This is a genomic window from Spongiactinospora rosea (assembly GCF_003315795.1).
Lineage (GTDB): Bacteria > Actinomycetota > Actinomycetes > Streptosporangiales > Streptosporangiaceae > Spongiactinospora > Spongiactinospora rosea.
The window spans coordinates 58,609-83,077 of sequence record NZ_QMEY01000033.1 but is presented as its reverse complement, the minus strand read 5'-3'; the positions used below and the strand labels follow the sequence as shown (position 1 = coordinate 83,077).

The following is a 24,469-nucleotide window of genomic DNA, read 5'->3' as shown; positions in this document are numbered from 1 at the left end:
CAACGGCTGTTACACCCTGCCTCTCATCCTCCGACTCGATGTCATGGCTTTCAAGCGCGACTGTGCTGCGTGATGGCGACACAGGCCAGTACGGCCAGCGCGCCCGCCACGGTGACCACTCCGACGGGCTCGGCGAGCAGCCACCATGACCAGATCAGCGTGAGGCTCGGCTGGATGAGCTGGACCTGCCCGGCCCGGGCGATCCCGCCCGCCGCCAGCCCCGCGTACCAGGGGATGAACCCCAGGAACATCGACACGACCGTCACGTACGCGAACCCCGCCAGCGCCGCCCCGTCCGGACGTACCTCGGTCACCACCGCCAGGACGGCCGTCAGCGGGATGGTGAGCGGCAGCGAGAGCACCAGCGCGTAGGAGACGACCCGCCAGCCCGGCGTGCGCCGCGACATCCGCCCGCCCTCGGTGTACCCGGCCGCCGCCGCCAGCAGCGCCGCGAGCAGCAGCAGGTCGGCCAGGGTGATGTGCCCGCCGCCGCCGTGCAGCGTGAAGGCCGTCACCACCACGGCCCCGGCCCCGCAGGCGATCCAGAAGCGGAGCTTCGGGCGCTCACCGGCCCGCAGGAACGCCACGGCGGCGGTCGTGGCGGGCAGCAGCCCGATCACCACGGCCCCGTGCGAACTGCTCGCGCCCAGCCCCATCGCGAGCGCGCTGAAGACCGGGAACCCGAACACGATGCCCGCCGCGATGACCGCGTAGCCGGGCAGCTCGCGCCTGGGCGGCAGCAGCGGCGCGCGCCGGGCCAGCAGGCAGGCCAGCGCGATCAGCCCGGCGCCGACCGCGCGGCCGACGCCCACCAGGTAGGGGTCGAAGCCGCGCAGCGCGAACCCGGTGGCGGGCAGCGTGCCGGAGAAGGCCAGCACGCCCAGGGCCGCCAGCGCGGTGCCCCGCCACGCGGCGTGGCCCGGCGGGCCGCCGACCGCTATCGTCGCGGTGACAGTAGCGCTACTCTCATTTCTCATGAATGACGATAGCAGTATCGTCTCGCTGGCGGCGATGCTGCGCGGGCTGACCGAGAGCCTCCGCCCGGGCGACCGCCTGCCGTCCAGCCGCGAGCTGGTGCGGGCGCACGGCGTGAGCCCGGTGACCGTCTCCCGGGCGCTGGCCGTCCTCGCCGCCGAGGGCCGGGTGGTGACCAGGCCGGGCAGCGGCACGTACGTGGCCCGGCCCGCCGAGGCGCGTGGCGAGAGCGCCGACCTGTCCTGGCAGACGGTCGCGCTCGGCGACCGGGTGGTGGACGACTCCGGCGTGGTGCCCCTGCTGATGCCGCCGCCCACGGCGTTCGCCGACGACAACGCCATCGGGCTGACCAGCGGATACCTCAACCCGGCGCTGCGCCCGGCCAAGGCGCTCACCACCGCGGCCGCCCGTGCCGTGCGGCGGGCGGCCACCTGGGGCATGCCGCCGCTGTCCGGCGTCCCCGAGCTGCGCCGCTGGTTCGCCGCCGAGGCGGGCGGCGACGTGACGCCCGCGGACGTGGTGATCGCCGGAGGCGGTCAGGCGGCGCTCACCCAGGCGCTGCGCGCCCTCGCCGCGCCCGGCGCGCCGGTGCTCGTCGAGACCCCGACCTACCCGGGTGCGCTCGCCGCGGCGCGCACCCTGGGCCTGCGCGCGCACGCCGTCCCCATCGACCGGGACGGCGTGCGCCCCGACCTGCTCGCCGAGGCGTTCGCGGTCACCGGGGCGCGGGTCTTCTACTGCCAGCCCGGCCCGCACAACCCCACCGGCGCGGTGCTGCCGCGCGACCGGCGCGAGCAGGTGCTCGCGGTGGCCAGGGCCGCCGGGGCGTTCGTGATCGAGGACGACTACGCCCGCTACCTCTCCGCGCCGCTGCCGCCGTCCATGGTGACCTTGGACACACACGGCACCGTGGTCCACCTCAACTCGCTCAGCAAGGCCGTCGCGCCCAGCCTGCGGGTGGCGGGGGTCACCGCGCGCGGCCCGGCCGCCCACCGGCTGCGCGCCGCCCAGGTCGTGGAGTCGTTCTTCGTGGCGCGCCCGCTGCAGGAGACGGTGGTCGAGCTGACCGGCTCCCCCGCCTGGGGCAGGCACCTCGCGGCCCTGTCCGCCCAGATCGCGGCCCGGCGCGACGCCCTGGTCGCCTCGCTCACCGCCCGCGCCCCCGAGCTGGAGATCCACCACATCCCCCAGGGCGGCCTGCACCTGTGGCTGCGGCTGCCGCCCGACCTCGACGACGCCGCGCTGGTGGACGCCGCGCGCCGCGAAGGCGTGCTGGTCAGCCCGGGGCGCATCTTCTACCCGGCCGAGCCGCCGGGCCCGCGCGTCCGGGTCACCCACATCGCCGCCGCCCACACCGCCGAGCTGGACGAGGGCGTGCGCCGCCTGGCGACGGCCCTGCGCAAGGAGAACGCGCGGGCTCGCGGGCCGGTGACGCCGTAGGAACGTCCCCGCGCTGGCATACAGTGTCCCCCGGAGGTGACCAGGACATGACGAGCGCCGCCGAGCTCGTACGCGACTTCGTCAACACCTACGACGTCGAAGACGACACCGACGACCTTGCCTCCCCCGCCGAGCTGTCGGTGTGGCTGCACGAGCGCGCGCTGACCGGCCCCGGCGACCGGGCGACCGACGACGACCTCACATTGGCCGTGTGCCTGCGTGAGGGCCTGCGCACGACCTTGACCACCGGCCTGCCCGCCGCGGCCCTTCAGGGCGCACAGCAGGTCCTGGAGGAGGCACTGCGGGCGCTGCCGCTGCGCGTCCGGCTCACCACGGCCGGTCCGGGCCTCGCCCCGCTCGCCGCGGGCGTCAGGGGCGGCCTCGGGGCCATCGCCGCCGCGGTGGCCCGCGCCCAGGCCGACGGCACCTGGCGGCGGCTCAAGGTGTGCGCCGAGGGCACCTGCCGGTGGGCGTTCATCGACGCCTCCAAGAACCGTTCGAGGGCCTGGTGCTCGATGCGAGTCTGCGGCAATCGCACAAAAACCCGCGCGTACCGAGCAAGACAGCACCGTACGCGTCCTTCTTGACCGCGATTCCCCGATACGGTTGGAGAGCCTGCACCGCGGAACTCCTCCGGTTCGACGATCGCGCCACGCCACCGGACAGATCTCTCGCGGGGCCAGGTCCAGGCGGCACGACGGCATTGCGAAGGGGCGGGGCCGAGATGGCAGACGTAGGCGTGCGGGCGGCGCGCCACGAAGACGTGGTTGCGGTGACCCGCGCCCAGATCAGGGCCTGGCGGTTGGGATACCGCGAGTTCCTGCCCGAGGGGCCGCTGGAGCAGATGACCGGCCCGGCCGCGGAGGAGTTGTGGCAGCGCCAGTGGGAGGAGGCCGTCGATTCCCCGCCGACCCCACGCCACCGGCTGCTGGTGGCGATCGAGCGGGTCCTCGACACCGACGCCTTCCCGGCGCTCGGTCCCGGCGGCATCGCGGCGGCCGAGGCGTCGGCCGCCCCGGAGAAGGTCGTCGGCCTGGCCTCGCACGCCCCGGCCGAAGACCCCGACACCGACCCCACGGTCACCGCCGAGCTGCTCTCGCTACTGGTCGACCCCGACCACATCAGGCGCGGCCACGGCAGCAGACTGCTGCACGCCACGGTCGACTACCTGCGCCAGGACGAGTTCTCCTCGCTGATCGCCTGGGTGTTCGCCGACAACCACGCCATGCTCGCCTTCCTGGAGTCCTCCGGGTGGGGCGAGGACGGCGCCGAGCGGGTGCTGGACATGGGACGGCCGGTGCGGATGATCCGCATGACCACGGACATCCGCCCATGAGCGAGACGACTTCGGCGACCCCCGGGCAGTGGGTCGCGGGGGCCCGCCCCCGCACGTTCCCCGCCGCCGTCGTCCCCGTCGTGGTGGGCACCGGCGTCGCCGCCTCAGAGGGCGGCGTGGTCTGGTGGCGGGCCCTGCTGGCCCTGGCCGTGGCGCTGCTGCTCCAGATCGGCGTCAACTACGCCAACGACTACAGCGACGGCGTGCGCGGCACCGACGACGCCAGGGTCGGCCCGATGCGCCTGGTCGCCTCGGGCGCGGCCGGCCCGCGCGCGGTCCTGACCGCCGCCATGGGCTGCTTCGCCGCGGCGGCGGTCGCGGGGCTGGTGCTGGTGGTGGTCACCCGGGCGTGGTGGCTGCTGGCGGTGGGCGCGCTGTCCATCGCCGCGGCCTGGTTCTACACCGGCGGCTCGCGCCCGTACGGCTACCGCGCGCTCGGCGAGGTGTCGGTCTTCGTCTTCTTCGGCGTGGTCGCCGTGGCCGGCACCACCTATGTGCAGGTCGAGCGGCTGCCCTGGCTGGCGCTGGCGGCGGCCGTGCCGGTGGGGCTGCTGGCCTGCGCGCTGCTGATCGTCAACAACCTGCGCGACATCGACGGCGACCGGGCGGCGGGCAAACGCACCCTGGCGGTGCTGGTCGGCGACGCGCGCACCCGCACGCTCTACACCGTGACGATGCTCGCGCCGTTCGCGGTGGCCGCGGCGTTCGTGGTGGTCCATCCGCTGGCGCTGCTCTGCCTGCTCGCGCTGGCCGTGGCCGCGCGCCCGGTCCGCACCGTACGGCACGGCGCGACCGGCCCGGCCCTGATCGACTGCCTGCGCCAGACCGGCCGGCTGCAACTCGCCTTCGGCCTCCTTCTGGCGGTGGGCCTGGCCTTCTAGGCTGGCCGCTGTGAAGGATTTCATCGCCGGGCTGCCCAAGTGCGAACTCCACCTGCACATCGAGGGCACCCTTGAGCCGTCGCTCAAGCTGGAACTGGCCGAGCGGCACGGCATCGCGCTGCCCTACGACGGGCCGGACGCGATCCGTGCCGCCTACCGGTTCGACAGCCTGCCCTCGTTCCTGCGGATCTACTACGAGGGCATGGACGTGCTGCGCACCGAGCCCGACTTCTACGACCTCGGCACGGCCTACCTGCGCAAGGCCGCCGACCAGAACGTCCGCTACGCGGAGATCTTCTTCGACCCGCAGGCGCACACCTCGCGCGGGGTGCCGTTCGCCACGGTGATCGACGGCCTGCACCGGGCGCTGCTCGACGGCGAACGGCTCCTCGGGGTGCGCTCCCAGCTCATCATGTGCTTCCTGCGCGACCGCCCGGCCGGCGAGGCGATGGACACCCTGCTGGCCAGCCTGCCCCACCAGGACCGGATCGCCGGGGTCGGACTGGACTCCGACGAGAAGGGCAACCCCCCGGCCAAGTTCGCCGCGGTCTTCGAGCGGGCCAGGCGCGAGGGCTACCTGCTGACCATGCACTGCGACGTCGACCAGGACGACGCCACCGAGCACATCCGCCAGGCGATCCACGACATCGGCGTGGACCGCATCGACCACGGCGTCAACGCCCTGGAGGACCCCGCGCTGATCGCGGCGATCAAGGACCGCGGGCTGGGACTGACGGTGTGCCCGATCTCCAACGGCTACGTGACCGGCTCGACGAAATCCACGCAGATCCGGCGGATGCTGGACCTCGGGCTGCGGGTCACGATCAACTCCGACGACCCCGCCTACTTCATGGGCTACGTCGCCGAGAACCTCGCGGTGGTCGCCGATGAGCTGGAGCTGACCAAGGAGGATCTGGTACTGCTCCAGCGCAACGCCTTCGAGATCACCTGGCTGCCCCGCGACGTCAAGGACGGCTATCTGGCCGAGTTGGACGCCTACCTGGCCGGGGCCTGATCACAGGTCGAGCAGGTGCTCCAGGCCGACGGTCAGGCCGGGCAGCTCGCGGATCCGCCGGACACCGAGCAGCACGCCCGGCGTGAAGGAGGCGCGGCTGGTGGTGTCATGCCGCAGGGTCAGCGTCTCCCCGCCGGTGCCGAGCAGCACCTCCTGGTGGGCGATCAGCCCGGCCAGGCGCACCGAGTGCACCCGCACCGCCTCGACCTCGGTGCCCCGCGCCCCGTCGAGCGCGGTGCTGGTGGCGTCGGGCGAGGGGCCGAGCCCGGCCTTGGCCCTCGCCTGCCCGACCAGCTCCGCCGTACGGCGGGCGGTGCCCGAGGGCGCGTCGGCCTTGTTCGGGTGGTGCAGCTCGATGATCTCGACGGAGTCGAAGAACCGGGCGGCCTGCTGGGCGAAGTGCATCATCAGCACCGCCCCGATCGCGAAGTTGGGGCAGATCAGGACGTTGGTCCGGGGGTTGTCGGCGAGCCAGCCCCGGACCTGCCCGAGCCGCTCGTCATCGAACCCGGTGGTGCCGACCACCGGGTGCACCCCGTGCTCGATGCACCAGCGCAGATTGCCCATCACCGCGTCGGGGTGGGTGAAGTCGACGACGACCTCGGCCGCCGTCAGGCCCTCGATCGGGTCGCCCTGATCGATCGCGGCCACAAGTTCCATGTCGTCGGCCGCGTGGACGGCCTTGCAGACCTCCACGCCCACGCGCCCGCGGGCGCCCAGCACACCTACCCTGATCACAGCCCCAACCCTATCGAAGTCGCGGTCAGCCGATCACCGCGGAGAAGTCCTTGTCCGTGTAAGGCCCGATCACGGCCAGGGTCATCGGGCGCTCAAGGACGTCCCGGCCGACCTCGACGATCTCCTCGGCGGTGACCGCGTCGATGCGGGCCAGCACGTCGTCCACCGAGAGCAGCCGGTCATAGACCAGCTCGCTCTTGCCGATCCGCGACATCCGCGACCCGGTGTCCTCCAGGCCGAGCACCAGCCCGCCGCGCATCTGGCCCTTGCCCCTGGCGATCTCCTCCTCGGTGATGCCGTCGGCGGCGACCCTGGCCAGCTCCTCGCGGCAGATGGCGAGCACTTCGTCGATCTTGCCGGGCAGGCAGCCGACGTAGACGCCGAACTGGCCGGTGTCGGCGTACTGGGAGGTGTAGCTGTAGGCGGAGTAGGCCAGCCCGCGCTTCTCCCTGATCTCCTGGAACAGCCGCGAGGACATGCCGCCGCCCAGGGCCGCGTTGAGCACGCCCAGCGCGAACCTGCGGTCGTCGGTGCGCTTGATGCCGGAGGTGCCGAGGATCAGGTTGGCCTGCTCGGTGGGGCGGTCCAGGACGCGTACGCCGGAGCGCTCCGGCACGCCGGGCCCGGACAGCCGCGGCGGCACCGGCTCCTCGGGCCCGCCGAGCGCGCCCGCCCGCTCGTACGCCTGGGCGACGAGCTCCACCACGGCCTCGTGCGAGACGTTGCCCGCCACCGACACCACGGTGTGCGTCGGGCGGTAGTAGCGCTGGTAGTACTCGACGATGCGGTCACGGGTCAGGTCGCTGATCGTCTCGACCGTGCCCAGGATGGGCCGGCCGATCGGCGTGTCGCCGTACAGCTCCGCGGAGAACTGCTCGTGCACGACGTCGGACGGGTCGTCGTCGTGCATGGCGATCTCTTCCAGGATCACCCCGCGCTCGGACTTGACGTCCTCTTCGGTGATCAGTGAGGAGGTCACCACGTCGGCCAGCACGTCGATCGCCAGCGGCAGATCCTCGTCAAGGACCCGCGCGTAGTAACAGGTGTACTCCTTGGCGGTGAACGCGTTGATCTCCCCGCCGATGCCTTCCACGGCGGCGGAGATCTCCAGCGCGTTGCGCCGCGGGGTGCCCTTGAACAGCAGGTGCTCAAGGAAGTGGGTGGCCCCGGTGTGCTCGGGGGCCTCGTCACGCGAACCGATGCCGACCCACATGCCGACGGCGACGGATCGCACGGTCGGCATGGTCTCGGTCACCACGCGGAGCCCGCCGGGGAGTACGGTGCGCCGCACCGTCCCGGCGCCGTCCTTGCCGGGATGCAGAGTGAGGGTTTTCAATGCTCGGCTCCTCGCGGACCGGGCGGCGCGGCCGGTGCCCCGGCAGCCGTCCGGCCCGCCCAGTCGTCGCTCGGGGGGGTCGTCGGGCCGGCGAGCCGCGCGCCCGGCGCGGCTCGCGACGCCCGGTCAGGTGTTGCGGTCGTCCCGCCCACCGCGGGTGCGCACCCGCTGCCGGCGCGGACGCTCGGTGCGTCCCTCGTCCTGCGGCTGGTCGCCGCGCCCGGCGGAGCGGCCCTCGGCCGCGCGCCCGTCGCCCTCCTCGTCCGGAGCGGCAGGGGCCGCGGCGGCGTTCTGGGCCTCGGCCTCGATGACCTCGACCGGGACCAGCGACAGCTTGCCCCTGGCGTCGATCTCGGCGATCTCCACCTGGATCTTCTCGCCGACGCTCATCACGTCTTCGACGTTCTCGATGCGCTTGCCACCGTGCAGCTTGCGGATCTGCGAGACGTGCAGCAGGCCGTCCTTGCCGGGCAGCAGCGAGACGAACGCGCCGAAGGCGGCGATCTTGACGACCGTGCCCAGGTAGCGCTCCCCCACCTCCGGCATGTGCGGGTTGGCGATCGCGTTGATCGAGCTGCGCGCCGCCTCCGCGGACGGGCCGTCGGTGGCGCCGATGTAGATCGTGCCGTCGTCCTCGATGGTGATCTCGGCGCCCGTGTCGTCCTGGATCTGGTTGATCATCTTGCCCTTGGGGCCGATGACCTCGCCGATCTTGTCGACCGGGACCTTGATCGTGATGATCCGCGGCGCGGTCGGGTTCATCTCCGCCGGGGAGTCGATGGCCTCCTGCATCACGTCCAGGATGGCCAGCCTGGCGGCCTTGGCCTGCTTGAGCGCGGCGCCGAGCACGTTGGCGGGAATGCCGTCGAGCTTGGTGTCGAGCTGCAGGGCGGTGATCACCTCGTCGGTGCCGGCGACCTTGAAGTCCATGTCGCCCATGGCGTCCTCGGCGCCGAGGATGTCGGTCAGGGTGACGTAGTCGCCGCCCTCGTGGATCAGGCCCATCGCGATGCCGGCCACCATCTTGGCCAGCGGCACGCCCGCGTCCAGCAGGGACATCGTGGAGGCGCAGACCGAGCCCATGGAGGTCGATCCGTTGGAGCCGACCGCCTCGGAGACCTGCCTGATCGCGTACGGGAACTCCTCGCGCGTGGGCAGCACCGGGATCAGCGCCCGCTCGGCGAGCGCGCCGTGCCCGATCTCCCGCCGCTTGGGCGAGCCCACCCGGCCGGTCTCACCGGTGGAGTAGGGCGGGAAGTTGTAGTTGTGCATGTAGCGCTTGGTGCGCTCGGGGTTGAGCGTGTCGATGGTCTGCTCCATGCGGAGCATGTTCAGCGTCGTGACGCCCAGGATCTGGGTCTCACCGCGCTCGAACAGCGCCGAGCCGTGCACCCGGGGCACGATGTGGACCTCGGCGCCGAGCTGCCGGATGTCCTTCACGCCGCGCCCGTCGATGCGCACGCCCTCACGGATCACCCGCTCGCGCATGAGCTGCTTGGTCAGCGACCGGAACGCCGCGCCGAGCTCCTTCTCCCTGCCCTCGAAGTCGGGCAGCAGCTTCTCGGCGGCCAGCGCCTTCACGCGGTCCAGCTCGGCCTCGCGCTCCTGCTTGCCGGCGATGGTCAGCGCCGCGGCCAGCTCGCTCTTGACCGCTCCGGCGACCGCCTCGTACGCGTCCTCCTGGTAGTCCAGGAAGATCGGGTATTCGGCGGTCGGCTTGGCGGCCACCTGGGCCAGCTTGGCCTGCGCCTCGCACAGCACCTTGATGAACGGCTTGGCCGCCTCAAGGCCCTCGGCCACGGTCTCCTCGGTCGGGGCGACCGCGCCGTCGGCGACGAGCTTGAGCGTGTCACGGGTGGACTCGGCCTCGACCATCATGATCGCGACGTCGCCGTCTTCGAGCACCCGGCCCGCCACGACCATGTCGAAGGTCGCCTGCTCCAGCTCCGGGTGGGTCGGGAAGCCGACCCAGCGGCCGTCGATCAGCGCGACCCGCACGCCGCCGATGGGCCCGGAGAACGGCAGCCCGGCGAGCTGCGTGGACAGCGAGGCGGCGTTGATGGCCACCACGTCGTACAGGTGGTCGGGGTGCAGCGCCATGACGGTCGCCACGACCTGGATCTCGTTGCGCAGGCCCTTGACGAAGGACGGGCGCAGCGGCCGGTCGATCAGGCGGCAGGTGAGGATCGCGTCCTCGGACGGGCGGCCCTCGCGCCGGAAGAACGAGCCGGGGATGCGGCCCGCGGCGTACATCCGCTCTTCGACGTCGACCGTCAGCGGGAAGAAGTCGAGGCTTTCCTTAGGTTGCTTGGAAGCCGTGGTCGCGGACAGGACCATGGTCTCGTCATCGAGGTAGACGACGGACGAACCCGCCGCCTGGCGGGCGAGGCGCCCGGTCTCGAAGCGGATCGTTCTCGACCCGAATGAACCGTTGTCGATGACGGCTTCGGTAGTGTGGACACCCTCCACGGGGGACCTCCTCTTCGGTCGGTCTCTCCCGCGTCCTGATCTCCCCCGTCAGGTGCAGCGCCGGTCTTCGATCGAAGCGCCCGGTTCGTACGGCCAGTCGCCGCGCTTGTCATCCACCGGAAGCCACTACCGAGGACCGGCCCGCAGGCGTCACGGGGCACGCTTGCTGCGCGGACGCGGGGCCTTTCTCGGTTGTTCAGTTGTCTTCAGTTGTGCCGATCGCCCATCCGGCCGGGAAGTGCGATCCGAGCGTCGTGTCCCGCTCCTTTTCCGCCGCGTTCGCCGCACGGGAGCGATACGCGAAGGGAGCGGCGTGTGCCGCTCCCTTCCCAGTTTATCGGCGGAGTCCGAGCCGCTCGATGAGCGAGCGGTACCGCCCGATGTCATTGCTCTGCAGGTACTTGAGCAGCCGGCGACGGCGGCCGACCAGCAGCAGCAGACCGCGCTGGCTGTGGAAGTCGTGCTTGTGGACCTTCATGTGCTCGGTCAGGTCGCTGATCCGCTTGCTGAGCAGTGCGATCTGCACCTCGGGGGACCCGGTGTCCCCGTCTCCGGTGGAATACTCAGCGATGATCGACTTCTTTGTGGCGGTGTCGAGGGACACGGCTCTCCTCTGTCTTTTCCAAGGGCACGCGCTAAATGCGTAAAAAACCCGAAACGACCGTGCGTGCCTACAGTCGCCGTGGCAGAGCCGGAGGGCAGCATGCATCGCCACCCCAACCGAGCTGACATGTAAGGCTACCATCACGCATCGCAGCCACGGCACATCGACGGCCCGGGACCGGTCTCGGGCGGCCCCGGGGCACCGAACGGCGGCCGGCGGTCAGCCGGTGAGCCTCAGGGTTTCCGCGATGTCCGCGCGCATCTGCTCGATCAGCGCGTCGATGCTCTCGAACTTGGAGTGGTCGCGCAGCCGGTAGCCGAACTCCACGGCCACGTGCGTGCCGTACAGGTCGAGGTCGTCGCGGCCCACCACGTGGGCCTCGACCGTGCGGACCACACCGTCGAAGGTCGGGTTGGTGCCGATCGAGATGGCCGCGGGCCACCGCTCGCCGCCGTAGGCGGCCGGGACGTCGTCCCTCGGCACGCAGCGCAGCCATCCGGCGTACACGGCGTCGGCCGGGATCGCGGTGTGCGGCGGCGACTCGACGTTGGCGGTCGGCACGCCCAGCTTGCGTCCGCGCTGGTGGCCGCGTACCACCACGCCCTCCACCCGGTGCGGACGCCCGAGCGCCGCCGCGGCGGCCTCCACGTCACCGGACTCCACCCGCGCGCGCACCATGCCCGCCGACACCACGCCCTGCGCCTGCCCGCCGATCTCGGCGCGCGGGACGGCCTCGACCGAGAAGCCGTGCTTGTCGCCCAGCGTGCGCAGCGTCTCGACGTCACCCGCGGTGCGGTGGCCGAAGCGGAACCCCTCACCGGTCACCACGACCGCGGGGCGCAGCCGGTCGGCCAGCACGGTCTGCACGAACTCCTCCGGCGTGAGCCGGGACAGCTCCACGGTGAAGGGCAGCACGCAGACCTCGTCCACGCCGAGCCCCTCGAAGATCTCCATGCGGTGCCGCTGCGTGGTCAGCATGGGCGGATGCGTGCCCGGGAGCAGGATCTCCTCCGGGTGGACGTCGAAGGTGACGACCACGGAGGGCAGTCCCCGCTCGGCCGCGATCTCGGCCACCCTCCCGAGCACCCGCTGGTGCCCGCGGTGAATCCCGTCGAAGACACCGATCGTAACCACGGACCTGCCCAGGTCTTCGGGCACGTTTCCCAGCCCGTGCCAGCTTCGCACGTTGACCTCGATCCTGTCGGTGATCCCTGCGACCAACATCTTCCCGGACAAGAGTGCCATGCGCCGGACTTTCGCGCGGCACCGGGCCGCCCGCCGGGGACGCCGCCGCGGTACGGCGACGGCCATATAATCACCCGGACGATTCTCCGGGCAGCCCGCCCACCGGTCACCTCTTCCCAGCGAGCACAAGGTCCATGGCAACTTTCGCGCTTTTGATCCTTCCCGCTTTCAACCGCGTCTACGGCGAGAGCGCGATCAGGCTGACCCTCGGCGAACTGGCCGTGTTCAACCGCACCGCGCTCGGCGGCCGGGTCGGCGACATCGCCGAGACCCGCATCGGGGGCGTCCCGTACGTCACCTTCGAGGCCGGCGAGCTGACCGAGCCGGACGTGCGGTTCCTGTCCAACCTGTCGTCGATGTACGCGTTGTTCCAGCGCGAGGGCGAACTGCTGCGCCCGATCGCCGTCCGGCCGCTGGACGTCTTCGCGAGCGACCTGGTCACCATCCTGAAGTACGCGGGCAAGACCAACGAGCACTTCACCCGCCTGCTGCTCAACGTCACCGCCGTGTCCGCCGCCCGCCCCGCCGACATGCTGGAGCGCAAGCTGTCGGTGCTGGACCCGCTGTGCGGCCGGGGCACCACGCTCAACCAGGCTCTGATGTACGGCTACGACGCCACTGGGATCGACGTGGACGGCAAGGACTTCGACGCCTACTCCGCGTTCCTGCGCACCTGGCTGAAGAACCACCGCCTCAAGCACGCCGCCGAGACCACCCCCATCAGGCGCGAGCGCGCCCTGGTCGGCCGGCGCTTCCAGGTGGACATCGGGCGCAGCAAGGAGCGGTACAAGGCCGGTGAGGTCGACCGGATCGCCATGATCAACGCCGACACCCTGCGCAGCCGCGAGCTGCTGCGCGCCCGCTCCTTCGACCTGCTGGTCACCGACGCCCCCTACGGCGTGCAGCACGGCACGCGCGGCGGCGGCGAAGGCCTGTCCCGCAGCCCGATGGCGCTGCTGCGCCGGGCGGTGCCGCTCTGGCGGGAGCTGGTGCGCCCCGGCGGCGCGGTGGGCATCTCGTTCAACACCTACGTCGCGCCGCGCGACGAGCTCGCCGGGGTGCTCGCCGAGAGCGGCCTTGAGGTGTTCGACTCCGAGCCGTACCGGGGCTTCGAGCACCGGGTCGACCAGGCGATCACCCGTGACATCCTGGTCGCCCGGGTGCCCTGACGGCTACGGGGCGAAGACCACGAGCGGCTTGGCGACGCCGCCCTCCTCGGTGAGCAGCGCGACCAGCGTGCCGTCGGGGGCGAAGGCCCCCACCGGGCCGGGGCCGAGGCCCGCCGCGGGCGGGCGCCCGCCGTGCGCGACCAGCCTGGCCTGCTCCGCGGTCAGCTCGCGGCGCGGGAACGCCGCGGTCACCGCCTCGGCGATCGGCAGGATCACGCACTCCTTGGCCAGTTCGTCCATGGTGTGCGCGAGCGCCAGCGGGTAGGGCCCGACCCGGGTACGGCGCAGCGCGGTCAGGTGACCGCCCACGCCCAGCCCGTCGCCCAGGTCGCGGGCCAGCGAGCGGATGTAGGTGCCGCTCGAACAGTCCACCGACACATCGACGTCCACGAAACCGCCCTCGCGGCGGATCGCGACGACCTCGAAGGCCGACACCGTCACCGGGCGGGCCGAAAGCTCGACGTTCTCCCCCGCCCGCGACCGCCGGTAGGCCCGCTCGCCGTTCACCTTGATCGCGCTGACCTGCGGCGGCACCTGCATGATCCGGCCGGTCAGCCGGGCTGTGCCCGCCAGGATCTCGGCGTCGGTCACCTGCCCGGCGTCGGTGGTGGCCACCGTCTCGCCCTCGGCGTCGTCGGTGTTGGTGGAACTGCCGAGGCGGATCGTGCCGTCGTAGGACTTCTCGGTGAGCGCCAGGTGGCCGAGCAGCCGGGTGGCCCGCTCCACTCCGGTCACCAGCACGCCGGTGGCCATCGGGTCCAGGGTGCCCGCGTGGCCCACCTTGCGGGTGCCGGCCACGCCGCGCAGCTTGGCCACCACGTCGTGGGAGGTCCAGCCCTGCGGTTTGTCCACGATGATCAGCCCGCTGGGCGGCGGGGGGCGGCGGGGGCCGGCCGTACGGCTCATGGGCGTCCTTTCAGGCGGGGGGAGGCAGCACGCCGCGTAGCGCGGCCACGGTCTGCGTCACGGGCTGGTAGGAGGTGAAACCGGCCGCTCTGGCGTGGCCGCCGCCGCCCAGCAGGTGGCAGGCGCGGCCGACGTCGATCGCGCCCTTGGACCGGGTGGACACCTGCCAGGCCCCGTCGTCGTCCTCCTTGAGCACGACCGCCACCTCGGCCTCATCCGCCCGGCGGACGATGTCGATCATGCCCTCCACCTCGTCGTACGGCAGGCCGGACAGGGCGCGGTCGGCCCGGGTGACGTAGGTCCACACCATCCCGAGGCCGCCCGCCGCCGCGCCGTCCAGCTCCGCCCGCGACAGGGCGGCCCCCAGCACGCGCAGGTAGCCGAACGGCGAGCGGTCGTACAGGTCGCGGGCGATCAGCTCGGGCGACAGCCCGGTGGCGATCAGCCGGGCGGCCAGTTCGTGCACCGCGGGGGTCGTGGAGTCGTACTTGAACGAGCCGGTGTCGGTGACCAGCCCGGTGTACAGGCAGGTCGCGATGTCCTTGTTCAGTGGCACACCGAGGCGGCCGATCAGCTCCTCGGCCAGTACGGCGGTGGCCGCGACCCCCGGATCGATCAGGCTCATCGTGCCGAACCCGGCGTTGGAGGGGTGGTGGTCCACCACGACCAGCTCGCGGGCCTTGGCCGCGCTGTCGCCGAGCAGGCCGAGCCGTTCGACGGTCGAGGCGTCGAAGGTCATCATCAGCGCGGGCGCCGCGGGGTAGCCCGCCGGTTCGACCAGGAGGTGCTGGCCGGGCAGGAACCGCAGCAGCCGGGGCACGCCGAAGCGCTGGTCGCCGAAGGAGGCGACCACGCGCTTGCCGAGCGCGGCGAGTGCCTGGCCGGTGGCCAGCATGGACCCGAGGGCGTCGCCGTCCGGGGACACGTGGCAGGCCAGCGCGACCTCCTCGGCGGCGGTGACGAGCTCGACGGCCCGCCGCCAGGTCTCCTCGGGCACCGCCGGGGCTCCGGTGTGGTCAGCGCCGATCTCCTTTGGGGTCACTTCGCGGAGTGTCCCGCCCGGTCGGACGGCTCGTCGCCGTGGTGGGCCGCCTCGTCCGCGGACTCGTCCGGCTCGTCGGCCTCGGGCTTGCGGTACGGGTCGGCGTCACCGGCGTGCCGCGCGCCCTCGGCCCGCTTGGCGATCTCGGCGTCCCGTGCCCGCGCCTCGGCCAGCAGGCCGTCGATGTGCTTGGCCGAGTCGGGCAGCGGGTCGTGCTTGAAGGTCAGCGTCGGGGTGTGCCGCAGCCCGGTCTGCCTGCCCACCTCCGAGCGGATCACGCCCTTGGCGCTCTCCAGCGCCGCGGCGCTGTCCGCCCGCTCGGCGTCGGAGCCGAAAACGGTGTAGAAGACCGTGGCATCGCGCAGGTCTGCGGTGATCCTGGCGTCGGTGACCGTCACGAAGCCGAGGCGCGGGTCCTTGATCCGGCGCTCCAGCATCTCCGCCACGACCTGCTGGATCCGATCGGCCAGCTTGCGCGCGCGGGCGGCGTCCATAATGGCTCCCCCTCATCGTACGGCCCCGTTGGGCACGGTACCGCGAACCGACGACGACCGGCGCGGAGGGCGGCTCCGGCCGGTCGTCCAGGCTTCAGTCCTCTTCTTCGTGGTTGTAGAGCCGCTGCCGCGCGGACAGCAGCTCGATCTCCGGGCGGTAGGCGACCAGGCGCTCGATGGCCTCCAGCACCTCGCGGCAGTTGGCCGCTTCGGCGGAGACCACCGCCACCCCGATCAGGGTGCGGCGGTGGAGATCCTGGTTGCCGGTCTCGGCGACGGCAACGCCCGGGAACCGCCGCTGGACCTCGGCGATGACGGGACGCACCGCCGAGCGTTTCTGCTTCAGCGATCGGACGTCGCCGAGCAGGATGTCAAGTGTCAGAGCACCAACGTACATGGCAGTCCGCACGCGCCGTGCGCCCCGGCCTGCGGAGATACGGCGGGCCGGTGTGCCCGCCGCATCTCCAGGGCCGTAGGCCGGCGTCAGGCGCGCGGCTTCTCCCGCATCTCGAACGTCTCGATGACGTCGTCGAGCTTGATGTCGTTGTACCCGACACCGATACCGCACTCGAAGCCTTCGCGGACCTCGGTCGCGTCGTCCTTGAAGCGGCGCAGCGACGACACCGTGAGGTTGTCGGCCACCACGACGCCGTCGCGGATGATCCGGGCCTTGCTGTTCCGGACGATCAGGCCCGAGCGGACCAGGCAGCCCGCCACGTTGCCGATCTTGGGAACTCGGAAGACCTCGCGCACCTCGGCGGTGCCCATCTGGACTTCCTCGAACTCCGGCTTCAGCATGCCCTTGAGGGCCGCCTCGACCTCCTCGATCGCCTGGTAGATGACCGAGTAGTAGCGGATGTCCACGCCCTCGCGCTCGGCGAGGTCGCGGGCCCTGACCTCGGGCCGGACGTTGAAGCCGATGATCACCGCGTTGTCGTCGGCGATCGCCAGGTTGACGTCGTACTCGGTGATCGCACCGACTGCGCGGTGCAGCACCCGGAGGTTGACCTCCTCGCCGACGTCGATCTTGAGCAGCGCGTCCTCAAGGGCCTCCACCGAACCGGAGACGTCACCCTTGATGATCAGCTTGAGCTCGTCGACCTGGCCCTTCTCCATGTCCTTGAAGAGCTCTTCCAGGCTGCGCCTGCGGCCGGACCTGGCCATGTCGGCGCTGCGCTGGCGGGCCGCCCGCTGCTGGGCGATCTGGCGAGCCATTCGGTCGTCGTTGACCACGATGAAGTTGTCACCGGCGCTCGGCACGGCCGTGAGGCCCATCACCAGGACCGGACGCGACGGGTCGGCCTCGGCGACCGGCTCGCCGTTGTCGTCCAGCATGGCCCGGACCCGGCCGAAGGCGTCGCCACAGACGATCGAGTCGCCCACCCGCAGCGTGCCGCGCTGGACCAGGACGGTGGCCACGGGGCCGCGGCCCCGGTCCAGGTGCGCCTCGATGGCGATGCCCTGGGCGTCCATCGTCGGGTTGGCCCGCAGGTCCAGCTCGGCGTCGGCGGTCAGCAGGATGGACTCCAGCAGGCCGTCGATGCCGGTGCCGTTCAGGGCGGAGATGTCGGCGAACAGCGTCGAGCCGCCGTACTCCTCCGCCACCAGGCCGTACTCGGTGAGCTGGCCACGGACCTTGCTCGGGTCGGCGCCCTCGCGGTCGATCTTGTTGACCGCCACGACGACCGGCACGCCGGCCGCCTGGGCGTGGTTCAGCGCCTCGATGGTCTGCGGCTTCACACCGTCGTCGGCGGCGACCACCAGCACGGCGATGTCGGTCGACTGCGCACCACGGGCACGCATGGCGGTGAACGCCTCGTGACCCGGGGTGTCGATGAAGGTGATCTTGCGCTCTTGACCGTCATGCTGGGTCTCGACCTGGTAGGCGCCGATGTGCTGGGTGATCCCGCCGGCCTCGCGGGCCGCCACGTTGGTCTTGCGGATCGCGTCCAGCAGCTTCGTCTTACCGTGGTCGACGTGACCCATGACGGTCACGACCGGCGGACGGGCCGCGAGGTCGCCCTCGTCGCCCTCGTCCTCGCCGAACTCGATGTCGAAGGACTCGAGAAGCTCGCGGTCCTCCTCCTCCGGGCTGACCACCTGGATGACGTAGTCCAGCTCGGCGCCGAGGAGCTGCAACGTCTCCTCGTTGACCGACTGGGTGGCCGTCACCATCTCGCCGAGGTGCAGCATGATCTGCACCAGCGAGGCGGGGTTGGCACCGATCTTGTCGGCGAAGTCGGACAGGGACGCGCCGCGCGGAAGCCGGATCGTCTGACCGCCGCCACGCTGGACCTGCACGCCGCCGATCGCCGGGGCCTGCATGTTGTCGAACTCTTGACGGCGCTGCCGCTTGGACTTGCGCCCGCGCGCCGGGCGTCCGCCCGGACGGCCGAAGGCGCCCGCCGTGCCGCCGCCGCGGCCACGCCCGCCGGGACGGCCGCCGAAGCCGCCGCCACCACCGGGAGCGCCACCGCCGCCACCGCCACCGGGACGCGCGCCCGTGCCGGTACGGCCGGCGAACCCGCCGCCACCGCCACCGGGACGACCGCCGCCGCCACCGCCGGGACGGCCACCGCCGCCACCGGGGCGACCGCCGCCGCCACCGCCGCCACCCGGACCCGGGCGGCCTGGGCCGCCACCGGAGACCGGACGCTGCGGCATCATCATCGGGTTGGGCCGGGGACCGCCGGGACGCGGACCGCCCGCACCCGGGCCCGGACGCGGACCGCCGGGACCCGGACGGGGACCGCCCGCACCGGGAGCGCCGCCACGGCCGGACGGCGGACGCGGCATCGCGCCGTCGCGCGGACCCTGACCGCCGCCCTCGCGGCGCGGCTCACGGGTGCCCGCTCCACCGTCGCGCGGGCCACCGTCGCGGCCCTGACGCGGCGTGCGGGGCTGGCCCATGCCGCTGGCGGTCGAAGAGAACGGGTTGTTGCCGGGACGCGGGCCACGCGGACCCGGACGCGGGCCCGGCTTGGGACCGCGCTCGCCGCCCGGACGGCCGCCGCCGGGAGCGGCGGGGGCGGAAGGACCGCCCTGCTGCGGACCCGGACGCGGCGCGGGCCTGGGGCCCGGCTTGGGACCGGACTGCGGGCCCGGACGCTGCGCGGGCGCGGACGGACGCGAGCCCTCCGGCCGCTGCTGCCCCTGCTGCTGCTGCGGGACGGCCTGGGGGCCGGGCTGCGGCTGCGGCTGCGGCGGCTGCTGTTGCTGGACCGGCTGCTGCGGCGCCTGCGGGACCTGCTGCCCCGGAGGGGCGGGCACGGGCGGACGCCCGGCGGGGCCGGGACGCGGGCCCGGCCTGGGACCCGGCTTGGGGACATTGCCCATGGGCGCCTGTGCGCCGTTTCCGGCGCGGGGGCCACCCGGCCGGGGGGTCGCCTTCTGGGACGACCTGGATCTGTCGGACGAGCCTTTCGGCCCACCCGAGAAAGCTTCGGTGAGCTTGCGGACCACCGGCGCCTCGATCGTGGAGGACGCCGACCGCACGAACTCGCCCATCTCTTGGAGCTTGGCCATCACGACCTTGCTCTCTACGCCGAACTCCTTGGCGAGCTCGTAGACCCGGACCTTCGCCACTGCACTCCCTTACTCGGCCCGGGAGGCTGTAGCCGCCGGACCGTCGCTACCTAGACGTGTTCATCGCCGCATGCTCATCAGGCGCTCATCGCTATCTGACCCGCCCATCAACTCGGCGTCCTACATGACAGTTGGCAACCTTCACGAGGTTCCTCCAGCATCGTCTCGCTCCTCCAGGTAGGCCCGCAATCGCGTCATGTCGAGCGCTCCTGCGGCGCGAAACGCACGCGGGAACGCCCGGCGACGCTCGGCGAGCTCCAGGCAACCGGGGGCCGGGTGCAGCGAGGCACCACGGCCCGGCAGCCGACCTGCCGGGTCGGGGACGATGACGCCCTCGACCTCCACCAGGCGGAGCAGCTCGGACTTGACCGTACGAACCCGGCAGCCCACGCAGGTTCTCAGCGGGGCCGCCTGGCCACCATATTCCAGCTTACCTCGTGGACGCATCTACGGGTCCGGCGGCATCGCCGAGCGCGGTGTCCGGACGGATGTCGATCCGCCACCCGGTGAGCCTCGCCGCGAGGCGGGCGTTCTGTCCCTCTTTGCCGATCGCGAGGGAAAGCTGATAGTCGGGCACGGTGACCCTGGCCACCCTGGCGTCGGCGTTTACCACCTCGACATGCGAAACGCGGGCCGGCGAGAGGGCATTCCCCACGAACTCCGCGGGCTCCTCCGACCAGTCGATGATGTCGATCTTCTCGCCGTGCAGCTCCGTCATGACGTTACGGACTCGTGATCCCATGGGCCCGATGCAGGCGCCCTTGGCGTTGACGCCCGGACGCCGCGACCGCACCGCGATCTTGGTCCGGTGCCCGGCCTCGCGGGCCACGGCGGCGATCTCCACCGTGCCGTCGGCGATCTCCGGGACCTCCAGCGCGAAGAGCTTCTTGACCAGGCCGGGGTGGGTGCGCGAAAGCGTCACCGACGGGCCCTTGTGCCCCTTCTTGACCTGCACGACGTAGCAGCGGATGCGCTCGCCGTGCGCGTAGTCCTCGCCGGGGACCTGCTCGTTGTGCGGCAGCACCGCCTCGATCTTGCCCAGGTCGACCAGCACGATCCGCGGGTCCTTGCCCTGCTGGATGATGCCGGCCACCAGCTCGCCCTCGCGGCTGGCGAACTCGCCGAAGTTGATCTCGTCCTCGGCGTCCCTGAGCTGCTGCAGGATGACCTGCTTGGCGGTGGTCGCCGCGATCCGGCTGAAGTTGCCGGGGGTGTCGTCGTACTCGCGCAGCACCTCACCGGCCTCGTCCACCTCGGCCGCCCAGATGGTGACGTGCCCGGACTGGCGGTCCAGCTCGGCCCTGGCCTTGGCGGCCGCGCCGTCGGTGCGGAAGTAGGCGATCAGCAGCGCGTCCTCGATGGCCTTGACGACCAGGTCGAACGAGATGTCCTTCTCTCGCTCCAGGCTGCGCAGAACGCTCATGTCGATGTCCACGAGGCTCCCCCTTGGCCGTCGTCGCCTTCGATGTCGTCAGTGTCATCAATGTCTTCAGAGTCGTCGATGTCGTCGTCCGTATCGGCGGTGTCGTCGCCGGGACGGCGGAACTCGACCTGCACCCGCCCACGGGTGAGGTCCTCGTAGTCCAGGCGGCGCGGCCCCCCGGAGACGTCGAGATCCACGCCGCTGTCGTCGGCGGCGCGGACCCGCCCCTCGATCGTGCCGCCCTCGCGCAGCTCCACGGCGACCAGCCGCCCGGCCGCGCGCCGCCAGTGCCGCGGCTCGGTCAGCGGGCGGTCCACCCCGGGCGAGGTGACCTCCAGGACGTAAGGGGCGGCGCCCATGGTGTCTCCGGCGTCCAGCGCGCTGGAGATCGCCCGGCTCACGTCGGCCACGTCGTCGAGACTCACTCCGCCGTCCCGGTCGACGATGACCCGCAACACCCGTCGCTTGCCCGCCGGGGTGACCGTGACGTCCTCCAGATCGAGCCCCTCGCCGGCCACCACCGGATCAAGGAACTGCACCAGGCGGTCACGGGAGGCGTCTCTTCCCATGCCGACCTCCTATTGTCACGATCTCAATCGGGCGGACCTCGCCCATGCGGTTAACCAGCCTATCCACACCCACGCGTGGAAAAGCGCCACTCGCTGCGGCGAGCCCGCCGAAGTGCCGCGCCGCGCGGATGCGTATACGCGGAATGCGCACGCCGCGAGCCGTACCATGCTAGGGGCATCACGGCCGTATCCGTCCCGGGTTCGCCGGGTGCCTCCCTTCCGCCGCTTTTCTCCAGGAGGCCCGTCCGTGCGTCCGCCACGCCTGACCAGGCGCGTCCTGCTGCGGGGCTCGGCCGCCGGGCTGGCCGCCGCGGCCGTGTCCGGGTGCGCCGCGGAGCGGAGGACGGCCCCCCAGCCACCCGATCCGCAGGTCGTGCTGCTGCGCGAACTGGTGGCCGACAAGGAGCGCACCGTCGCCCTGTACGACCGCGCCGCCAGGGCCGACGCCGACCTCGTGCCGTTCCTGCGGCGGCACCAGGCGCACCTGGCCGAGCTGCGGCGCAGGCTCCCGCCGCCGCCCACGCCGACGCCCGGCGCCACGCCCGGCCGTACGCCCACCCCGGCGCGTCCCTCCCCCGGCAAGGTCACCCCGGCCGCGCTGCGCGACCGGGAGCGCGCGTCCGCGGCGGCCAGGGCCGACCAGGTGCGGTCGGCCGCCCCGGCGCTCGCCCAGCTCCTGGCCAGCATCGGGGCCTGCGAGGCGGCACACGCCGCGGCCCTGTCGAGGTCGCTGTGAGCACCCTCGACGACCTCCAGCAGGCGCTGGCGGCCGAGCACGCCGCCGTGTACGCCTACGGCCTCATCGCGGCCCGCACGACCGGCTCGCTGCGCTCGGCGGCGTCCACCGCCTACAACGCCCACCGGGCCAGGCGCGACCAGCTCCGGGGGATGATCCGCGAGCGCGGCACCGCGCCCCGCGAGGCCGAGGCGTCCTACGCGGTGCCGGTCACCCCCCGCTCGGCGGCCGAGGCGACCCGGCTGGCCGTGCACGTCGAGGAGGGCGTGACCGCGGCCTACCTGCAACTGGCCGCGACCGCCGACGTCGCGCTGCGCAGGCGCGCCGCCCTGGCCATGCAGGAGTCGGTCACCCGCGCGTACGGCTTCGACGCCGAGATCCCGGCACTGCCCGGCCTGCGCGAGACCGCCGCCCCAGAGCCCACCGCGAAGTCCGCCTCGCCGGCGCCCACACCCGCCACAGGGTGAGCACCGAGCCACGGGGACCAAAACCTCAACACCGACACCGCGGCCCCAGCACGAAGCCCGGGGCACCGGCCCACACCTGCCTCGGAGTGAGCACCGAGCCACGGGGTGAGCGCCAAGCCATGGACAGAAGAACCAACGGCGAGCTCGACACCAACGCTCCCGCTTGCGGCACGGAGTCCGGGTCACCGACGCCGGCGCCCGCCATGGGGTGAGCGTGGGTCGGGCGGGGCGGGGTCAGGAGGCGAGGGCGGCGACGCGGTCCACGGCCTCGGCGATCGGGATGTCCTGCCGCTCGCCGGACGCCCGGTCGCGCAGCTCGGCCACCCCCTGGCCCAGCCCGCGCCCGATCACCAGGATCGTGGGCATGCCCAGCAGCTCGGCGTCCTTGAACTTCACGCCGGGCGAGACCCCCGGCCGGTCGTCCACCAGGACGCGCACCCCGCGCGCCGCCAGCTCCTGCGCGAGCGAGAGCGCGACCTCGATCTGGTCGTCCTTGCCGGTGCCCACGATGTGGACGTCCGCGGGCGCGATCTCGCGCGGCCAGACCAGGCCCAGCTCGTCGTGGCGCTGTTCGGCGATCACCGCGACCGCGCGGGAGACGCCGATGCCGTAGGAGCCCATCGTGATCCGGATCGGCTTGCCGTCGGGGCCGAGCGCGTCCAGCTCGGCGACGTCGGAGTACTTCCTGCCGAGTTGGAAGATGTGCCCGATCTCGATGCCCCGGTCGATGGACAGCGGCGAGCCGCATTGCGGGCACGCGTCGCCCGCCCGGATCTCGGCGGCCTCGATGGTGCCGTCGGGGGTGAAGTCGCGCCCGGCCACCACGTTGGCCGCGTGCCTGCCCGGCTCGTTGGCCCCGGTGACCCACGAGGTGCCGGTGACCACCCGCGGATCGACCAGGTAGGTGATGCCGAGGTCCTTCAGCACCTGCGGGCCGATGTAGCCGCGCACCAGGCCCGGGTGGCGCTCGAAGTCGGCGGCCTCGAAGATCTCCGGCGTGCCGGGGGCCACCGCGGCCTCCAGCCGCTTGAAGTCGACCTCGCGGTCGCCGGGGACGCCGATCACCAGCACCTCGGCCTTGTCGGAGCCGGGGGTGCGGACCTTGACCACGATGTTCTTCAGCGTGTCGGCCGCGGTGACGCCCAGCCCGTGGTGCTCGTTGACGAAGTCGACCAGGGTCTGGATGGTCGGGGTGTCCGGGGTGTCGAGCACCCGCAGCGGGGGGTGCTCGGCCGGGCCCGCGGGCGGGACGGGCGTGATGACGGCCTCGGCGTTGGCGGCGTAGCCGCAGGAACGGCAGGCGACGAAGGCGTCGGCCCCGGTCTCGGCGGGGGCCAGGAACTCCTCGGACGCCGAGCCGCCCATCGCGCCCGAGGTCGCGAAGCAGATGCGGTAGTCGATGCCGAGGCGTTCGAAGGTGCGGATGTAGGTCTCGCGGTGCTGCTCGTAGGAGCGCTTGAGGCCGTCGTCGTCGAGGTCGAAGGAGTAGGAGTCCTTCATCACGAACTCGCGCCCGCGCAGGATGCCCGCCCGGGGCCGCGCCTCGTCGCGGTACTTGGTCTGGATCTGGTACAGCGTGACCGGGAAGTCCTTGTAGGAGGACAGCTCGCCCCTGACCATGTCGGCGAACATCTCCTCGTGGGTGGGGCCGAGCAGGTAGTCGGCGCCCTTGCGGTCCTTCAGCCGGAACAGCGCCTCGCCGTACTCCGTCCAGCGCCCGGTGGCCTCGTAGTAGTCGCGCGGCAGCAGGGCGGGGAACAGCACCTCCTGCCCGCCCATGCGGTCCATCTCCTCGCGGATCACGCGGGTGACGTTCTCCAGGACCTTCTTGCCGAGCGGCAGCCAGGAGTAGATGCCGGGGGCGACCCTGCGCACGTATCCGGCCCGGACCAGGAGCCTGTGGCTGGGGACCTCCGCGTCCACCGGGTCGTCCCGCAGGGTGCGTAGGAACAACGACGACATGCGCAGCAGCACGGCCACTCCCGGATCGAGAATTCGGCCCCGCCGAAGGGGCCCGCGGAGACCTCCAGGCTATCGGC

The 24,469-nt window shown here is 72.3% G+C and carries 23 protein-coding genes; 8 read left to right on the top strand and 15 right to left on the bottom strand.

Features of this window, described 5'->3' with window-relative positions; translation table 11 throughout:
* Positions 1-50 precede the first annotated feature (50 nt).
* A complete protein-coding gene (locus DP939_RS40825) occupies positions 51-977 on the bottom strand; it encodes a DMT family transporter (protein ID WP_113986221.1) in 927 nt (308 codons plus the stop codon).
* Here DP939_RS40825 and DP939_RS40820 point away from each other — a divergent pair.
* From DP939_RS40820 to add, 5 genes are all read left to right on the top strand, one after another.
* Positions 976-2,415 (top strand): aminotransferase-like domain-containing protein, encoded by a 1,440-nt coding sequence (locus DP939_RS40820; protein WP_225878811.1) that lies wholly within the window; start codon positions 976-978, stop codon positions 2,413-2,415. The genes DP939_RS40825 and DP939_RS40820 overlap by 2 nt on opposite strands.
* A 47-nt stretch (positions 2,416-2,462) precedes the next feature.
* Entirely contained in the window at positions 2,463-3,002 is a 540-nt protein-coding gene (locus DP939_RS40815; RefSeq protein WP_113986203.1) for a CGNR zinc finger domain-containing protein, read from the top strand.
* A 137-nt stretch (positions 3,003-3,139) separates the two neighbouring features.
* On the top strand, positions 3,140-3,751 hold the full coding sequence (locus tag DP939_RS40810) for a GNAT family N-acetyltransferase (RefSeq protein ID WP_113986202.1): 612 nt from the start codon (positions 3,140-3,142) through the stop codon (positions 3,749-3,751).
* Positions 3,748-4,632 (top strand): 1,4-dihydroxy-2-naphthoate polyprenyltransferase, encoded by an 885-nt coding sequence (locus DP939_RS40805; protein ID WP_113986201.1) that lies wholly within the window; start codon positions 3,748-3,750, stop codon positions 4,630-4,632. Before DP939_RS40810 ends, DP939_RS40805 begins: the two co-directional genes overlap by 4 nt.
* Positions 4,633-4,642: 10 nt before the next feature.
* Complete coding sequence (gene add, locus DP939_RS40800; protein ID WP_113986200.1) at positions 4,643-5,647, top strand: adenosine deaminase; 1,005 nt, start codon at positions 4,643-4,645, stop codon at positions 5,645-5,647.
* Here the strand turns inward: add and dapB are convergent, their stop codons facing one another.
* The 5 genes from dapB to DP939_RS40775 form a co-directional block, all read right to left on the bottom strand.
* On the bottom strand, positions 5,648-6,385 hold the full coding sequence (gene dapB / locus DP939_RS40795) for a 4-hydroxy-tetrahydrodipicolinate reductase (RefSeq protein WP_113986199.1): 738 nt from the start codon (positions 6,383-6,385) through the stop codon (positions 5,648-5,650).
* A 25-nt stretch (positions 6,386-6,410) separates the two neighbouring features.
* Positions 6,411-7,721 (bottom strand): M16 family metallopeptidase, encoded by a 1,311-nt coding sequence (locus DP939_RS40790; protein ID WP_113986198.1) that lies wholly within the window; start codon positions 7,719-7,721, stop codon positions 6,411-6,413.
* A gap of 126 nt (positions 7,722-7,847) precedes the next feature.
* Positions 7,848-10,190 carry a polyribonucleotide nucleotidyltransferase gene (locus DP939_RS40785; protein ID WP_113986197.1) on the bottom strand — a complete coding sequence of 781 codons (2,343 nt, stop codon included), beginning with the start codon at positions 10,188-10,190 and terminating at the stop codon, positions 7,848-7,850.
* Between the two features lie 334 nt (positions 10,191-10,524).
* Positions 10,525-10,794, bottom strand: coding sequence for a 30S ribosomal protein S15 (gene rpsO / locus DP939_RS40780; protein WP_113986196.1), 270 nt, complete (start codon positions 10,792-10,794; stop codon positions 10,525-10,527).
* A gap of 219 nt (positions 10,795-11,013) precedes the next feature.
* Positions 11,014-11,979, bottom strand: a complete 966-nt coding sequence (locus DP939_RS40775) for a bifunctional riboflavin kinase/FAD synthetase (RefSeq protein WP_113986220.1) — start codon at positions 11,977-11,979, stop codon at positions 11,014-11,016.
* A 194-nt stretch (positions 11,980-12,173) separates the two neighbouring features.
* On the opposite strand from DP939_RS40775, the gene DP939_RS40770 reads away from it, so the two are divergent.
* Complete coding sequence (locus tag DP939_RS40770) at positions 12,174-13,208, top strand: TRM11 family SAM-dependent methyltransferase (RefSeq protein ID WP_113986195.1); 1,035 nt, start codon at positions 12,174-12,176, stop codon at positions 13,206-13,208.
* Between the two features lie 3 nt (positions 13,209-13,211).
* Here the strand turns inward: DP939_RS40770 and truB are convergent, their stop codons facing one another.
* From truB to rimP, 8 genes are all read right to left on the bottom strand, one after another.
* A complete protein-coding gene (truB, locus tag DP939_RS40765) occupies positions 13,212-14,114 on the bottom strand; it encodes a tRNA pseudouridine(55) synthase TruB (RefSeq protein WP_113986194.1) in 903 nt (300 codons plus the stop codon).
* A 10-nt stretch (positions 14,115-14,124) separates the two neighbouring features.
* On the bottom strand, positions 14,125-15,156 hold the full coding sequence (locus tag DP939_RS40760; protein WP_113986193.1) for a DHH family phosphoesterase: 1,032 nt from the start codon (positions 15,154-15,156) through the stop codon (positions 14,125-14,127).
* Positions 15,153-15,653: a 30S ribosome-binding factor RbfA gene (gene rbfA / locus DP939_RS40755; RefSeq protein ID WP_113986192.1), complete on the bottom strand. Its 501-nt coding sequence runs from the start codon at positions 15,651-15,653 to the stop codon at positions 15,153-15,155. Before rbfA ends, DP939_RS40760 begins: the two co-directional genes overlap by 4 nt.
* A 91-nt stretch (positions 15,654-15,744) precedes the next feature.
* Positions 15,745-16,047 (bottom strand): DUF503 domain-containing protein, encoded by a 303-nt coding sequence (locus DP939_RS40750; RefSeq protein ID WP_113986191.1) that lies wholly within the window; start codon positions 16,045-16,047, stop codon positions 15,745-15,747.
* Between the two features lie 86 nt (positions 16,048-16,133).
* A complete protein-coding gene (gene infB, locus DP939_RS40745) occupies positions 16,134-19,235 on the bottom strand; it encodes a translation initiation factor IF-2 (RefSeq protein ID WP_113986190.1) in 3,102 nt (1,033 codons plus the stop codon).
* A 141-nt stretch (positions 19,236-19,376) separates the two neighbouring features.
* Entirely contained in the window at positions 19,377-19,625 is a 249-nt protein-coding gene (locus DP939_RS40740) for a YlxR family protein (protein WP_263972376.1), read from the bottom strand.
* A gap of 40 nt (positions 19,626-19,665) precedes the next feature.
* Positions 19,666-20,658: a transcription termination factor NusA gene (gene nusA / locus DP939_RS40735; RefSeq protein ID WP_113986219.1), complete on the bottom strand. Its 993-nt coding sequence runs from the start codon at positions 20,656-20,658 to the stop codon at positions 19,666-19,668.
* Positions 20,655-21,227 (bottom strand): ribosome maturation factor RimP, encoded by a 573-nt coding sequence (gene rimP, locus DP939_RS40730; protein WP_113986188.1) that lies wholly within the window; start codon positions 21,225-21,227, stop codon positions 20,655-20,657. The genes nusA and rimP overlap by 4 nt, the downstream gene beginning before the upstream one ends.
* Positions 21,228-21,474: 247 nt before the next feature.
* On the opposite strand from rimP, the gene DP939_RS40725 reads away from it, so the two are divergent.
* Positions 21,475-21,963: a hypothetical protein gene (locus DP939_RS40725; protein WP_113986187.1), complete on the top strand. Its 489-nt coding sequence runs from the start codon at positions 21,475-21,477 to the stop codon at positions 21,961-21,963.
* The gene (locus tag DP939_RS40720) at positions 21,960-22,430 is read left to right on the top strand and encodes a ferritin-like domain-containing protein (protein WP_113986186.1); all 471 of its coding nucleotides are present in this window, start codon (positions 21,960-21,962) and stop codon (positions 22,428-22,430) included. The genes DP939_RS40725 and DP939_RS40720 overlap by 4 nt, the downstream gene beginning before the upstream one ends.
* A 234-nt stretch (positions 22,431-22,664) precedes the next feature.
* On the opposite strand, the gene DP939_RS40715 is transcribed toward DP939_RS40720, so the two are convergent.
* A complete protein-coding gene (locus DP939_RS40715) occupies positions 22,665-24,404 on the bottom strand; it encodes a proline--tRNA ligase (RefSeq protein ID WP_199565741.1) in 1,740 nt (579 codons plus the stop codon).
* Positions 24,405-24,469 lie beyond the last annotated feature (65 nt).

What these genes read in the sequence shown, in the direction of transcription:
- DP939_RS40810 (WP_113986202.1), top strand. Translation starts at nt 3,140, where the DNA reads ATGGCAGACGTAGGCGTGCGGGCGGCGCGCCACGAAGACGTGGTTGCG.
- DP939_RS40820 (WP_225878811.1), top strand. Translation starts at nt 976, where the DNA reads ATGAATGACGATAGCAGTATCGTCTCGCTGGCGGCGATGCTGCGCGGG.
- nusA (WP_113986219.1), bottom strand. Translation starts at nt 20,658, where the DNA reads ATGAGCGTTCTGCGCAGCCTGGAGCGAGAGAAGGACATCTCGTTCGAC.
- rimP (WP_113986188.1), bottom strand. Translation starts at nt 21,227, where the DNA reads ATGGGAAGAGACGCCTCCCGTGACCGCCTGGTGCAGTTCCTTGATCCG.
- DP939_RS40750 (WP_113986191.1), bottom strand. Translation starts at nt 16,047, where the DNA reads ATGTACGTTGGTGCTCTGACACTTGACATCCTGCTCGGCGACGTCCGA.
- DP939_RS40825 (WP_113986221.1), bottom strand. Translation starts at nt 977, where the DNA reads ATGAGAAATGAGAGTAGCGCTACTGTCACCGCGACGATAGCGGTCGGC.
- truB (WP_113986194.1), bottom strand. Translation starts at nt 14,114, where the DNA reads ATGAGCCGTACGGCCGGCCCCCGCCGCCCCCCGCCGCCCAGCGGGCTG.
- DP939_RS40770 (WP_113986195.1), top strand. Translation starts at nt 12,174, where the DNA reads ATGGCAACTTTCGCGCTTTTGATCCTTCCCGCTTTCAACCGCGTCTAC.
- DP939_RS40805 (WP_113986201.1), top strand. Translation starts at nt 3,748, where the DNA reads ATGAGCGAGACGACTTCGGCGACCCCCGGGCAGTGGGTCGCGGGGGCC.
- DP939_RS40815 (WP_113986203.1), top strand. Translation starts at nt 2,463, where the DNA reads ATGACGAGCGCCGCCGAGCTCGTACGCGACTTCGTCAACACCTACGAC.